This window comes from Pseudomonas sp. ANT_J12 (assembly GCF_008370045.1).
In the GTDB taxonomy this organism is placed as follows: Bacteria; Pseudomonadota; Gammaproteobacteria; order Pseudomonadales; family Pseudomonadaceae; genus Aquipseudomonas.
Window position 1 is genome coordinate 1 of the sequence record NZ_VOBN01000035.1, and the last position, 13,343, is coordinate 13,343.

The following is a 13,343-nucleotide window of genomic DNA, read 5'->3' on the forward strand; positions in this document are numbered from 1 at the left end:
CTCGCGATGGCGATTATAAGGACGCCATCGCGAGCAAGCTTTGCTCCTACAGGGTCGGCGTTACCGGTTTCTGAGTGGTGTCGTCGACCGTCAGGAACGCCCGCGCGGCATCGAGGATTTCATCGGACAGGGCATCGCCGCGGGTGGCGCGGGCCAGGGTCAGGGCGCCGACCATCAGCGAGTAGTCCACCAACGCTCGTTGCCGATTGGCTTCGGGCTGATCCGCGCCCATCAGTGGGGTGAGCATTTGCAACAATGCTTCGAGGCCCTGGGTGTAGGTCTGGTGTAAACCGCTTTCAGTGGCTTCGTGGCACATGTCGCCGGCGAACGCCGTGACCGGGCAGCTTTCCCCAGGATTGTCACGATTGGCCGCCGACAGGTAAGGCGTGATGATGCTGGCGCGAGCGGAGAGTTGGTCGCCGCTGTCGTCGATTTTCTGCTTCCAGCGTTCCAGCGAATGGCTGAATGCCCGGCTGCAGGCCTCTTGCGCCAGGGCTTCCTTGGACTCGAAGTGCCCATAGAACCCGCCATGGGTCAGGCCGGCGGCGCCCATCACATCGACGACGCTGATGCCATGCAGGCCGCGCTCGCGAAACAGCCGTGTGGCGGCCTCGACGATGATTTCGCGGTTGAGGTCGGCTTGTTTGCGGGAGACTCGAGGCATCAGCGGCTCACAGGTAGAGGGGGCGGGGCGGCATCAAACGGCGTATTGGGCAATCCCGTTGCCGAACGACCAGTTCTCTTTCTTCACTTCCACCAGATTAATGAAAACATCTTCCAGGCGTATCGCCAGTTCGGTATTCAAGCTTTCGGCGATGGTTTTGAAGAGGCGTTTTTTCTGCTCAAGGGTGCGGCCTTCATTCAGGGTGATCTGGATCACCACCAGGCTGTCGGTACGCTGGATACCCAGGTATTCGGTGTCGAAGATGAAATGCTGTTCATCGTGCTCGGCCAGAATCTGGAAATTATCGTGTTCCGGCACATTGATGGTGCCGCGCATGGCGGCGTAAATCAGCTGGCCGACGCGTTTGGCGAAAGTGGGATCCTGATGCTTTTTGATGTCGACACGAACCAGTGGCATGGGATGACTCCGGACGGACTGAAGGTCGATTAAAAATACATGACATTTGAACTTTAAAAAACTGAAATTTGCCTGTGTGCCTGACACGGGGCCGGGTGCAGGTCCTTCGGCGCATCTGATCCGCACAACCGCTCCTCAGCTAAGTCTTTGCTTCTGCTCATTAATCCCGGACAATCGCGCCCCTGTTTCGGCCAGGGCGCTGCCTGTCGGATTTTTCCGACTCGTCCTGACCGGGTAGCAACTGACCGGAATGCGGAGATCCCACCGGATGAATGATCAGGCCAATAGCGTCGACGAACGCTATGTAGCGGCGACACCAGCGACCCTCGAAAGCTGGAATCGCCATGACACCACCTGGATGCTCGGCCTGTTTGGCACGGCGATCGGGGCGGGTACGTTGTTTTTGCCGATCAACGCGGGTCTGGGCGGCTTCTGGCCGTTGATGGTCCTGGCGGTGCTGGCGTTCCCCATGACGTTCTACGCCCACCGTGGCCTGACCCGTTTCGTGTTGTCCGGCCGCAAAGGCGCGGACATCACCGAAGTGGTGGAAGAGCACTTTGGTATCAGTGCCGGTGCGCTGATCACCTTGCTGTACTTCCTGGCGATCTTCCCGATCCTGTTGATTTACAGCGTGGCGCTGACCAACACCGTGGGCAGTTTCCTTGAGCATCAAATGCACATTGAGCCGCCACGCCGGTGGTTGCTGTCGCTCGTGCTGATCCTCGGCCTGTTGGGTGTGGTGCGCTGTGGCGAGCAAATGATCGTCAAGGCCATGAGCCTGATGGTTTATCCGTTTATCGTGGCGCTGCTGTTCCTCGCGGTGTTCCTGATTCCGCACTGGAACGGCGGCATTCTCAGCACCGCGTCCACGCTGCCGGAGCCGTCGGCGCTGTTGCGCACCCTGTGGCTGGCGATCCCGGTGATGGTGTTCTCGTTCAACCACTCACCGATCATCTCGGCGTTCGCGGTGGACCAGAAGCGTCGCTACGGCGATCACGCCGAAGAGCGCAGCTCGCAGATCCTGTCCCGTGCCCACCTGTTGATGGTGGTCATGGTGCTGTTTTTCGTCTTCAGCTGCGTGCTGACCCTGTCCCCGGCGCAACTGGCTGAAGCCAAGGATCAGAACCTGTCGATCCTGTCGTACCTGGCCAACCACTTCAGCAACCCGACCATCGCCTTCGCGGCGCCGTTGATTGCCTTCGTGGCCATTTCCAAGTCGTTCCTGGGCCACTACATCGGCGCCAGCGAAGGCTTCAAAGGCCTGATCGCCAAATCTGGTGCACGCCCGTCGCCTAAAAACCTGGACCGCATCACCGCTGCCTTCATGCTGGTGGTGTGCTGGATCGTCGCGACCTGGAACCCGAGCATCCTCGGCATGATCGAAACCCTCGGTGGACCGGTCATCGCGGCCATCCTGTTCCTGATGCCGATGTACGCGATCCGCAAAGTACCGGCCATGGCGCGATATCGCGGCCAGGCGTCCAACGTCTTCGTGACCGCGGTGGGCCTGGTGGCGATTTCGGCGTTGATCTATTCGCTGACCGTCTGATAACACATGATCGTTCCCACGCTCTGCGTGGGAATGCCTCAAGGGACGCTCCGCGTTCCAGCTGTAAAAAGGGACGCGGAGCGTCCCGGGCTGCATTCCCACGCAGAGCGTGGGAACGATCACGCCCAATCCTTGCAACGCACCTGACCCAGCGCACGCATCCCAGCGGATAAACGACTACCCTAGAGCCCTCAAGGACGCGTCTTGGACGGCCTGTTGATCTTTCTCTGGAGACGCTGCATGGCTCGTGCTCAAGGCGCCTCGGTGCAACCCCGTGCCGATACCCCCAACCGTTGGCAGGACCTGTTGGCCGGGCTGTCTATTGCCGGTTTGCTGCTGCCTGAGGCCGTGGCTTATTCCAGCATCGCCGCGGTGCCGCCCCAGGCCGGGGTGATTGCGTTGTTTGCCGGTTTGCTGTGCTACGCGTTGTTGGGCACCAGCCGCTTTGCCATTGTGTCTGCAACCTCATCCTCTGCCGCCGTGCTCGCCGCCGCCACTGCCACCCTGGCCAATGGCGATTCGGCCCTGCGCCTGTCGCTGGCGATCGGCCTGGTGCTGGTGACGGGCGGATTCTTCCTGTTGGCCGGTCTGTTGAAACTCGGCAGCGTGACCTCGTTCATTGCCAAACCGGTGCTGCGCGGGTTCGCGTTCGGGCTGGCGGTGACGATCATTCTCAAGCAGGTCGCGAGCATCGTTGACGTGCACTTGAGCAATGGCAACCTGATCCGTTTCGTCCCGCAACTGCTGGAACAGTGGCCGCAATGGAATCGGGTCGGTTTGCTGGTGGCGGCCGTGGCGCTGCTGGTGCTGGCGGTGTGCGCACGATTCCGTCGGGTGCCGGGCGGTTTGCTGGTGGTGGCGCTCGGTATCGCGGCCAGTCACTGGCTGAACTTGCCGGCCTATGGCGTGGACCTGATCGGCGTCATCGACCTGAGCCTCGAAGTGCCCCGACTACCGGTGTTGCCGTTTGCTGACTGGTTGCGCCTGGGCGAGTTGGCGTTCGCCATGGTGATGATTCTGTATGCCGAATCCTACGGCTCGATCAGTTCCTTCGCCTTGAAGCATGGCGACCGGGTGTCGTCGAACCGCGACCTGTTGGCCCTCGGCGCAGCGAACCTGTTGTCGGGCCTGTTCCATGGCATGCCGGCGGGCGCCGGTTACTCCGCGACCTCGGCCAACGAGGCGGCCGGTGCCGGTTCACGGCTGTCCGGCGTCGTCGCGGCGCTGGTGGTGTTGCTGATCGTCCTGACGATGTTGCCCTACATCGCCCTGACGCCCGAGCCGGTGCTGGCGGCCATCGTCATTCATGCCCTGGCGCGCGGCTTGAGCCTGCAACCCCTGGGCCGCTATTTCATCTGGCGCCGCGATCGGGTGCTGGTGATCTGTGCGGTGGCGGCGGTGCTGGTGTTGGGCGTGCTGGACGGCTTGCTGGTGGCGGTGGTGATCAGCGTGGTGCTGATGCTCAAGCAGATGTCCTCGGCGGATATTCAAGTGCTGGGGCAGATGGGCGATGGTCACGATTACGTCGATGTGCAACGTCATCCGGACGCCCGGCAAATCCCCGGGGTGCTGATCGTACGGCCCAGCGAGGCACTGTTTTTCGCCAATGTGGAACGCATCCTGGGTGGCGCGCTGCGACTGGCCCGCCATGCGGAGCCGCCGGTGCATACGATTATTCTCAGTCTGGAAGAATCCCCGGATCTGGACGGCACCAGCATCGAAGTGCTGGAAGGGTTCTTTTTGCAGGTGCGGGCCGAGGATAAATTGCTGATTCTGGCGCGGCTCAAGCACGAGGCCAAAGCGGTGCTCTCGACGTTGCCGGCGCAGGAACTGGAGCAGGTGATTCTCAGCGGGTTGAGTGTCGACGGCGCGGTGCAGCAAGCCCTGAATCCGCCCGAGCCGCAAGCTCCCTCGCCATAGAGGCATAAAAAAACGCCGCTCATCTCGCGATGGGCGGCGTTTTCTATTGCGTTGCAGCGTTAGGCTTGAACGACCGGAATGTTGGCGTTCGCAGCAGCTTCACGGAACTCGGCGATCTGGTCGAAGGACAGGTAGCGGTAAACATCAGCCGCCATGCTGTCGATCTTGCCAGCGTATTCCATGTACTCCTCGACGGTCGGCAGGCGACCCAGGATGGAAGCAACAGACGCCAACTCAGCCGAAGCCAGGTAAACGTTCGCGCCGTCACCCAGACGGTTCGGGAAGTTACGGGTCGACGTCGACACAACAGTCGAGTTCGGCTCTACACGTGCCTGGTTACCCATGCACAGCGAGCAACCCGGCATTTCCATGCGAGCGCCGGCCTTGCCGTAGATGCCGTAGTAGCCTTCTTCGGTCAGTTGGTGAGCGTCCATTTTGGTCGGCGGCGACAGCCACAGACGGGTTGGCAGCTGACCCTTGACCTGATCCAGCAGCTTACCGGCAGCGCGGAAGTGACCGATGTTGGTCATGCACGAACCGATGAACACTTCGTCGATCTTCTCGCCAGCAACGCTGGACAGCAGACGGGCGTCGTCCGGATCGTTTGGCGCGCAGAGCACAGGCTCTTTGATGTCAGCCAGGTCGATTTCGATGATTTCAGCGTATTCGGCGTCAGCATCGGCCACCATCAGCTCAGGGTTGGCAACCCAGGCTTCCATCGCTTGAGCGCGACGTTCCAGAGTACGTGCATCGCCGTAGCCTTCGCCGATCATCCAGCGCAGCAGGGTGATGTTGGAGTTCAGGTACTCGGTGATGGAGTCTTTCGACAGCTTGATGGTGCAACCGGCAGCCGAACGTTCAGCCGAGGCGTCGGACAGCTCGAAAGCTTGTTCGATGCTCAGGTTGTCCAGGCCTTCGATTTCCAGGATGCGGCCGGAGAACGCGTTCTTCTTGCCTTTCTTCTCAACGGTCAGCAGGCCAGCCTGGATCGCGAAGTAAGGAATGGCATGAACCAGGTCACGCAGGGTAACGCCCGGTTGCATCTTGCCTTTGAAACGAACCAGGATCGATTCCGGCATGTCCAGCGGCATAACGCCGGTAGCAGCAGCAAACGCCACCAGACCGGAACCGGCCGGGAACGAAATGCCCATCGGAAAACGGGTGTGGGAGTCACCACCGGTACCGACGGTGTCCGGCAGCAGCATACGGTTCAACCACGAGTGGATGATGCCGTCGCCCGGACGCAGGGAAACACCGCCGCGAGTCATGATGAAGTCTGGCAGGGTGTGGTGGGTGGTCACGTCGATCGGCTTAGGGTAAGCCGCGGTGTGGCAGAAGGACTGCATCACCAGATCGGTCGAGAAGCCCAGGCACGCCAGGTCTTTCAGTTCATCACGGGTCATCGGACCGGTGGTGTCCTGGGAACCGACGGTGGTCATCTTCGGTTCGCAGTAGGTGCCAGGACGAACGCCTTTGCCTTCTGGCAAACCGCACGCCTTGCCGACCATTTTCTGTGCCAGGGTGTAGCCCTTGCCGGTGTCGACAGGTGCTTCAGGCAGTTTGAACAGATCGGTAGGGCCCAGGCCCAGTTCGGCGCGAGCCTTGTCAGTCAGGCCACGGCCGATGATCAGCGGGATACGGCCGCCGGCACGCACTTCGTCCAACAGTACCGGAGTCTTCATTTCGAAGGTGGTCAGGACTTCGTCGGTGCCGTGTTTGCAGACTTTGCCAGCATGCGGGTACAGGTCGATCACGTCGCCCATGTTCATGTTGGTCACGTCGAACTCGATTGGCAGTGCGCCGGCATCTTCCATGGTGTTGTAGAAGATTGGAGCGATTTTGCTGCCGAAGCAGAAACCGCCAGCGCGCTTGTTCGGCACGTTAGGCACGTCGTCGCCGAAGAACCACAGGACCGAGTTGGTTGCCGATTTACGCGACGAACCGGTACCGACCACGTCACCGACGTAAGCGATAGGGAAGCCTTGACCGCGCATTTCTTCGATCTGCTTCATCGGGCCAGTCACGCCTTGGGCGTCAGGCACGATGCCTTCACGGGCCATTTTCAGCATGGCCAGGGCGTGCAGCGGGATGTCCGGGCGGGACCAGGCGTCCGGGGCAGGGGACAGGTCGTCGGTGTTGGTTTCGCCGGTGACCTTGAACACGCGCAGGCTAATCTTGTCGGCCAGGACAGGGCGGTTCTTGAACCACTCGCCGTCAGCCCACGACTGCAGCACGCCTTTGGCGTGTTCGTTGCCGTTTTTGGCTTTTTCCGCGACATCGTGGAACGCATCGAACATCAGCAGGGTGTGCTTGAGTTGAGCGGCAGCGACCGGGGCCAGTTCGGCGCTGTCGAGCAGGTCAACCAGGGTCACGATGTTGTAGCCGCCCTGCATGGTGCCGAGCAGTTCAACCGCGCGCTTCTTGTCGATCAGGGGGGAGGTTGCTTCGCCTTTGGCCAGGGCAGACAGGAAACCAGCCTTTACATAGGCTGCTTCGTCCACGCCAGGTGGAATGCGATTGGTGATCAGGTCAACGAGGAAAGCTTCTTCGCCAGCCGGGGGATTCTTCAGCAGCTCGACCAGGCCTGCAGTTTGTTCGGCGTTAAGCGGCTGGGGAACGATACCCAGTGCTGCACGCTCTTCGATATGTTTGCGGTAGGCTTCAAGCACAGTTATTACCCTCATCAGTGGTCCCAAATGGGTGTCCGGGACGCTCATCCCGAAATGGCCGTACTCATGCGCTGCGTGGCGTTGTGGGCCACTTAGCCAGAATTACCGACCATTCCTTACAGAAGCTGCTTTCAAAGTTTTACGCCTGCAGAACGGGGAGCTGATGAGGGTTGGCGTAGAGCTTTTCCCCGCTGGAAAAACCCTTCGCCAACTCCGCTCTGAAGGAACGACTGTGCTCGTGACGCTTTGAAAACAGCTTCAAACGGACATTGGCGCCTTAAAAGGCTGGCTGATTCTACGGCAAAAAAAATATAAACGTAAGTTAGCCCTTTAACTTTGAGGGGTGATCAATGTTAGACAAAGGGCTAACATGCCGACCTGTTCTGCTTTCCCGTGTTTTGCCTACCTATGCCCAATCAAACCATCAAGACTCCCTGCGTCGGCCTCTGTTCCACCGTTTACGGTGACCTGGTGTGCCGTGGCTGCAAGCGTTTCCACCACGAAGTGATCAACTGGAACGGTTACAACGAGGAAGAAAAACGCGCGGTATGGCTGCGTCTTGAGCAACTGCTGTCCCAGGTGATGGCCAGCAAGCTGGAGATTTTCGACCCGCAGCGCCTGCGGTTGCAGCTTGAACAGCGCAAAATCCGCTTTGTACCGCACCAGTCGGAATATTGCTGGGCCTACCAGTTGATCGCTCGCGGGGCGCGGGTGATCAACAATCTGGAAGCCTACGGGATGGTGTTGATGCCGGAGTTTCGCGACTGGAACCTGCCGCAATTGCGCGATGCCATTGATCGGGAGTTTTTCCTGCTGTCGGAGGCGCATTACCAGCGCTATATCGCGCCGGGGTTCCTCAAGGACGCCTTTGGCAACTAAAGCTTAAAAGCTTCGCGGGCAAGCCTCGCTCCTACAGGGTATGTGTCGTACACAACATTTGTGATCAACACGATCCCTGTAGGAGCGAGGCTTGCCCGCGAAGGCGTCATTACTGACACCACACCCCTCAATGCCGCGTCACAACCTCTTCCAGATGATCCATGATCTCATCCGGCTTGAGCACCAGCACATCGCTCTCCACCGCATCCAGCACCACCTCCGCCGTATTGCCGATCAGCGCCCCCGATAACCCGGACCGCGCTACGGTGCCAATCACGATCACTGCCGCGTTCAGCTTGTGCACCATATGCGGAATCAGCACATCCGCCGGGCCTTCCTCGATATGCAGGTGCTCGTCGTCAATATCGAATTCGGCCTGGAATGCCTTGCACTGCTCGCGATACTTGGCCTCGATGGTCTCGCGCAACTGAAACACCGGGTCCGCCGACGACAGCATCGGTGACGGGTGCGCACTGATCACGTGCAACTGGGCCTTGGCCAGGCTGGCGATGTCGTAGCCGTGATCGACAATGCATGCGTGCAGCGTACGGTGCTCACCGTCGGTGTTGCCAACGTCGATGGCCGCCAGAATGACTCCGCCGGCCCAGGGTTTCGAAGTTTTCACCAGCAGCACCGGCGTCGGGCAGTAGCGCAGCAATTTCCAGTCTGCCGGGGTCAGCAGGGCCTTTTTCAGCGGGCTGTCGGGGTAATGCTGCTTGACCACCAGCCCACAGCCTTCGGCTTGCTGCACGTCGACGATGGTTTCATGCAGGCTCTCGTTCCAGGCCTGCTCGGTGGTCACGCTGTAGCCGTCCTCCACCAGCGCAGCCTTGAGCACGCCGAGCATGCCGCTGTGGTCATGCTTTCGATCACACACCAGCAGGTGTAAATGCGCCTGGGTTACGCCCGCGATCAACTTTGCGCGCTTGAGCGCCAGGCTTTCCGAGTGTTCGGGTTCGATGACCACCAGGATGCTGCGGATGGCTTGCATGGTCGGGATCTCCAGGAAGTAAAGAACACTGCGTTGGACAACTATAGTTGCTGCTCGGGAATACGGGACTTGATGCATATCAATGGCGGCGACTGGTGGTCTGCCGACAAGCCCGTATAATCGGCGCCCTTCGTTTTGAACCTTTTATCCGTGAGCCCCATGATCCTTCCCGAAATTCACGAGTTCCTCGGCTGCCGCACCCCTGACGGCTGGGTCCAGGCCGCGCTGGCCGATCAGGAAACCTTGCTGATCGACCACAAGAACTGCGAATTCAAGGCCGCCAGCACGGCGTTGAGCCTGATCGCCAAGTACCACTCCCACGTGGATCTGATCAACCTGATGTCGCGCCTGGCCCGGGAAGAGCTGGTGCACCACGAACAAGTCATGCGCCTGATGAAAAAGCGCAAGATCGAGCTGCGCCAGCTCTCCGCCGGGCGCTATGCCTCGGGCCTGCGCAAAGTGGTGCGCAGCCACGAGCCGGTGAAACTGGTGGATACCCTGGTGGTCGGCGCCTTCATCGAAGCCCGCAGTTGCGAGCGTTTCGAGGCGCTGGTGCCACATCTGGATGAAGAACTGGGCAAGTTCTACTTTGGCTTGCTCAAAAGCGAGGCGCGGCATTTTCAGGGTTACCTGAAACTGGCTTATCAGTACGGCGACGCCAAGGACATCGCCCAGGTCATCGACCGGGTTCGCGCTGCCGAGCAAGAGCTGATCGAATCGCCGGACGTGGAATTCCGTTTCCACAGCGGTATCCCGACGGCCGCATAACCCAATCAACCGCCGCATATCCCCTTGTAGGAGCGAGGCTTGCCCGCGAAGGCGTCGTATCATCCAACATCAATGTCGAATGACACACCGCCTTCGCGGGCAAGCCTCGCTCCTACAAAAACGACGTCATCCGCAGGCTGTGATGTTTTGATTCAATATTGTTAAAAACTCTTAAGAGTATGAAACATCACCCAAAACCGGCCCCCACGGCCGGTTTTTGCTGCCTGCCATCTCCGTCTCGTCACTGATTGCCGCCATAATGCCGTCCACTTCAAACAAGGGTTGGCACGCGGTCGTTATGGATAACCTGGGTTTTGGCAAAGTTTTGCTGGTGGAAGACGACGAAAAGCTCGCCGGGCTGATTGCGCATTTCCTGTCCCAACATGGCTTCGAGGTCCGGGCGGTGCACCGCGGCGACCTGGCGTTGGCCGCATTTCTGGAATTCAAACCGAAAATCGTCGTGCTCGACCTGATGTTGCCGGGTCAGAGCGGCCTGCACGTGTGCCGCGAGATTCGCAGCGTGTCCGACACGCCGATCGTGATCCTCACCGCCAAGGAAGACGACCTCGATCATATCCTCGGCCTGGAATCCGGCGCCGACGACTACGTGATCAAACCGATCAAGCCCCCGGTGCTGCTCGCCCGTTTGCGCGCCTTGCAACGTCGGCAGTCGCCGGACACCAGCGTGTGCAGCGCCCTGGAATTCGGCCACTTGAGCATCGACCGCAGCTGCCGCGAAGTGCGCCTGGCGGGCGAGGGCATCGAGCTGACCACCATGGAATTCGAGCTGCTGTGGCTGCTGGCCAGCGCCGCCGGCAAGATCCTGTCCCGCGACGACATCCTCAACCGCATGCGCGGCATCGCCTTCGACGGCCTCAACCGCAGCGTCGACGTCTACATCAGCAAACTGCGGGCCAAACTCAAGGACAACCCCCGGGAACCGGTGTGCATCAAGACCGTCTGGGGCAAGGGTTACCTGTTCAATCCGTTCGCGTGGGAGCTATAGATGCTGCGGTTATTTCTGGGTTTGTACCTGATGCTGGCCGTGGGGCTGGTGCTGGCGTTGCAGACGGTCGAACACACCTTCAACGCACTGCTCGACAACCAGATGCAGGCCTACAACCGCGAAGCCGTGCGCGGTCAGGCGTATTCGCTGGTGGAGCAGTTGCGCGGCCTGGAAGGGCCGGGGCGTGAGCAGCAATTGGAGGCCTTGCGTCCGCATTATGGCTTGGGGCTGACGCTGGTCGAGGCTGATCAACTGGCCCTCGATGACCAGGAAAAAGCCCTGTTGGCCAACGGCATGCTGGTGATTCGGGAGAAATACACGCAGTTCATTTCCACCATTGATGGCGGCTCGCAACTGCTGAGCATCAAGCTCCCGGCGGAACCCAGCCTGATGCCGTTCTATATCGCGGCGGCCTACCTGATGCTGGCGGTTTTGATCGGTATCGTGCTGTTTTTCTGGGTGCGGCCGCACTGGCGGGATCTGGAGAAACTGCGCCTGGCCGCCGAGCGCTTTGGCGATAACGATCTGTCGTCGCGGATCCAGCTGTCCAAGCGCTCGAACATCCGCGACCTGGCCGAACACTTCAACCTGATGGCGGCGCGCATTGAAGGCCTGATCGCCAATCAGCGCGAGCTGACCAACGCGGTGTCCCATGAACTGCGTACACCGATTGCGCGGTTGTCGTTCGAGCTCGATCAGCTCAAGCAACAACCCGATCCGACCCAGAACCGCGAGCTGATCGCCGACATGTACGCCGACCTGGGCGAACTGGAAGAAATGGTCTCTGAACTGCTGACTTACGCCAGCCTTGAGCGTGGCGCCACGGTGATCAACCGCGAGAATATCCAGGCCAGCAGTTGGCTCGACAGCGTGGTCGGCAGTGTGGCGCTGGAGGCGGAAGCGGCGGGGGTGCAGTTGCTGATTGTCGAGTGCCAGATTGATGAGGTGCGGATCGAACCGCGCTTCATGGCCCGGGCGGTGATCAACCTCCTGCGCAATGCCATTCGTTATGCCGACAGGCGCGTCGAGGTGTCGCTGGTGCGCAACGATGATCGCTACGAAGTGCAGGTCAACGATGACGGGCCGGGCGTGCCGATGGACGGGCGGGAAAAGATCTTCGAACCGTTCTCGCGGCTGGACGCCAGTCGGGATCGGCGTACCGGTGGGTTTGGCTTGGGCCTGGCGTTGGTGCGGCGGGTTTCGCAGTCCCACGGTGGGCAGGTGGAAGTGGCGGATTCGCCGTGGGGTGGGGCGTCGTTTCGCATGACGTGGGCGCATTTGGATTAGTGTCGTTCTTGAGGACGCCTTCGCGGGCAAGCCTCGCTCCTACGGATGATCGTTCCCACGCAGAGCGTGGGAAATGCTTCAAGGGACGCTCCGCGTTCCAATGGGACGCAGAGCGTCCCGGGCTGCATTCCCACGCAGAGCGTGGGAACGATCTTAGAAGGCATAAACCACCTGCCCAGCCAACGACGTCTGCAACCGTCGCTCGACAATCGGGCTGTCCGCCGCCTCGCTCGCCAGATACTGCACCGCCAGCACCGTGGTCAAACGCCAGCGCTCATCAATCGGCAACGGTCTTGCGGTCCTTGCGCACATCACTCGCGCCGATGTACACGAGCAGGCACAGCGAAGTCAGCGATAAACACATGGAACGAAACATGGGAGCACCCGAGGGAATTTGGATGCGCCCATGCTAGGCGGCGGGTGGCCAGCGATCTTTGAGAGCTTTGTCGGGAAACTGTCAAAGACTGTGAAGGGGTTCTGTGGTGCGGCGAATAACCGGTGGCAAGGCGTTCGTTGTGGCGAAGGGGCTTGCCCCCGTTGGGTCGCGAAGCGGCCCCGGCATTCCTCCTGTCACACCACGCGAGCAGGAATTACGACTGCTGCGCAACCGAACGGGGTGATGCGGTATTCCGACAAGCCCTCTCGCCACAATTGAGTTTCCTCACCACTGCAGATCTGTTCACTTTTCCAAACCGAGGCGTTTATGCCAATCAGCGATGGACTCTTCGGGATAGACCTCGAACTCCTGATCCTTAGGCTTCAGCTCGACCTCCACCCACGACGCTTTCGAACCCAGCATCAAATGCGTGTTCCGCGGCGGCACCGGCAACGGCGTGTCGATAACCGAGGCAAACGGGTGAATCAGCTCCGGCCATTCAGGACTGAACAGCCATAACCCCGAGCCGCACACCGAACAGAAATGCCGTTCGGCGGTGCTGCGGTGGGCGCGTTTGTCGCCTTCCTCCTTGAGCCGCGCATGGTAGATCGCGATGTGCTTGCGCCCGTTGACCTTCAGGCTGTCCGCATCGCCACTGAGGTTGATCGCATAACCGCCCCCGCCCTGGGTCTTTCGGCAGATCGAGCAGTAGCAGCGCTGATAAGGGTAGGGGTGGGCGCTGGTCAGACTGAACGACACCGCGCCGCAATGGCAGGAACCTTCGAGCTGCATGACAACCTCCGGCTGTTCTTGAATG

Annotated in this window: 11 protein-coding genes and 1 pseudogene; 6 read left to right on the forward strand and 6 right to left on the reverse strand. The window is 60.2% G+C overall.

Translation table 11 applies throughout. The annotated features are described in order from the left end of the window. Positions 1-46 precede the first annotated feature (46 nt). Positions 47-664, reverse strand: coding sequence for a TetR/AcrR family transcriptional regulator (locus FQ192_RS32755; RefSeq protein ID WP_149662115.1), 618 nt, complete (start codon positions 662-664; stop codon positions 47-49). Positions 665-697: 33 nt separating this feature from the next. Further along, positions 698-1,081 (reverse strand): tautomerase family protein, encoded by a 384-nt coding sequence (locus FQ192_RS32760; RefSeq protein ID WP_149662116.1) that lies wholly within the window; start codon positions 1,079-1,081, stop codon positions 698-700. Between the two features lie 268 nt (positions 1,082-1,349). On the opposite strand from FQ192_RS32760, the gene FQ192_RS32765 reads away from it, so the two are divergent. Both FQ192_RS32765 and FQ192_RS32770 read left to right on the forward strand, forming a co-directional pair. Continuing rightward, entirely contained in the window at positions 1,350-2,630 is a 1,281-nt protein-coding gene (locus tag FQ192_RS32765; RefSeq protein ID WP_149662117.1) for a serine/threonine transporter, read from the forward strand. A gap of 240 nt (positions 2,631-2,870) precedes the next feature. Then, positions 2,871-4,550, forward strand: a complete 1,680-nt coding sequence (locus tag FQ192_RS32770) for a SulP family inorganic anion transporter (RefSeq protein ID WP_149662118.1) — start codon at positions 2,871-2,873, stop codon at positions 4,548-4,550. A gap of 59 nt (positions 4,551-4,609) precedes the next feature. Here the strand turns inward: FQ192_RS32770 and acnB are convergent, their stop codons facing one another. Continuing rightward, the gene (gene acnB, locus FQ192_RS32775; protein WP_149662153.1) at positions 4,610-7,219 is read right to left on the reverse strand and encodes a bifunctional aconitate hydratase 2/2-methylisocitrate dehydratase; all 2,610 of its coding nucleotides are present in this window, start codon (positions 7,217-7,219) and stop codon (positions 4,610-4,612) included. Positions 7,220-7,627: 408 nt separating this feature from the next. Between acnB and FQ192_RS32780 the strand changes: the two genes are divergently transcribed. Next, positions 7,628-8,098, forward strand: coding sequence for a DUF1289 domain-containing protein (locus FQ192_RS32780; RefSeq protein ID WP_149662119.1), 471 nt, complete (start codon positions 7,628-7,630; stop codon positions 8,096-8,098). 127 nt (positions 8,099-8,225) lie between these two features. Here the strand turns inward: FQ192_RS32780 and FQ192_RS32785 are convergent, their stop codons facing one another. After that, the gene (locus FQ192_RS32785; protein WP_149662120.1) at positions 8,226-9,089 is read right to left on the reverse strand and encodes a universal stress protein; all 864 of its coding nucleotides are present in this window, start codon (positions 9,087-9,089) and stop codon (positions 8,226-8,228) included. Between the two features lie 159 nt (positions 9,090-9,248). Here FQ192_RS32785 and FQ192_RS32790 point away from each other — a divergent pair, with 159 nt between their 5' ends. From FQ192_RS32790 to FQ192_RS32800, 3 genes are all read left to right on the forward strand, one after another. After that, complete coding sequence (locus FQ192_RS32790) at positions 9,249-9,857, forward strand: tRNA-(ms[2]io[6]A)-hydroxylase (RefSeq protein WP_054047466.1); 609 nt, start codon at positions 9,249-9,251, stop codon at positions 9,855-9,857. Between the two features lie 298 nt (positions 9,858-10,155). Then, complete coding sequence (locus FQ192_RS32795; protein WP_149662121.1) at positions 10,156-10,863, forward strand: winged helix-turn-helix domain-containing protein; 708 nt, start codon at positions 10,156-10,158, stop codon at positions 10,861-10,863. Further along, a complete protein-coding gene (locus FQ192_RS32800) occupies positions 10,864-12,150 on the forward strand; it encodes an ATP-binding protein (RefSeq protein ID WP_149662122.1) in 1,287 nt (428 codons plus the stop codon). A gap of 153 nt (positions 12,151-12,303) precedes the next feature. Here FQ192_RS32800 and FQ192_RS32805 read toward each other — a convergent pair. Further along, positions 12,304-12,438 (reverse strand): annotated as a pseudogene (locus FQ192_RS32805) (MipA/OmpV family protein); the annotation flags it as partial. A gap of 391 nt (positions 12,439-12,829) precedes the next feature. After that, positions 12,830-13,318 carry a GFA family protein gene (locus FQ192_RS32810; RefSeq protein ID WP_149662124.1) on the reverse strand — a complete coding sequence of 163 codons (489 nt, stop codon included), beginning with the start codon at positions 13,316-13,318 and terminating at the stop codon, positions 12,830-12,832. Between the last annotated feature and the right edge of the window lie 25 nt (positions 13,319-13,343).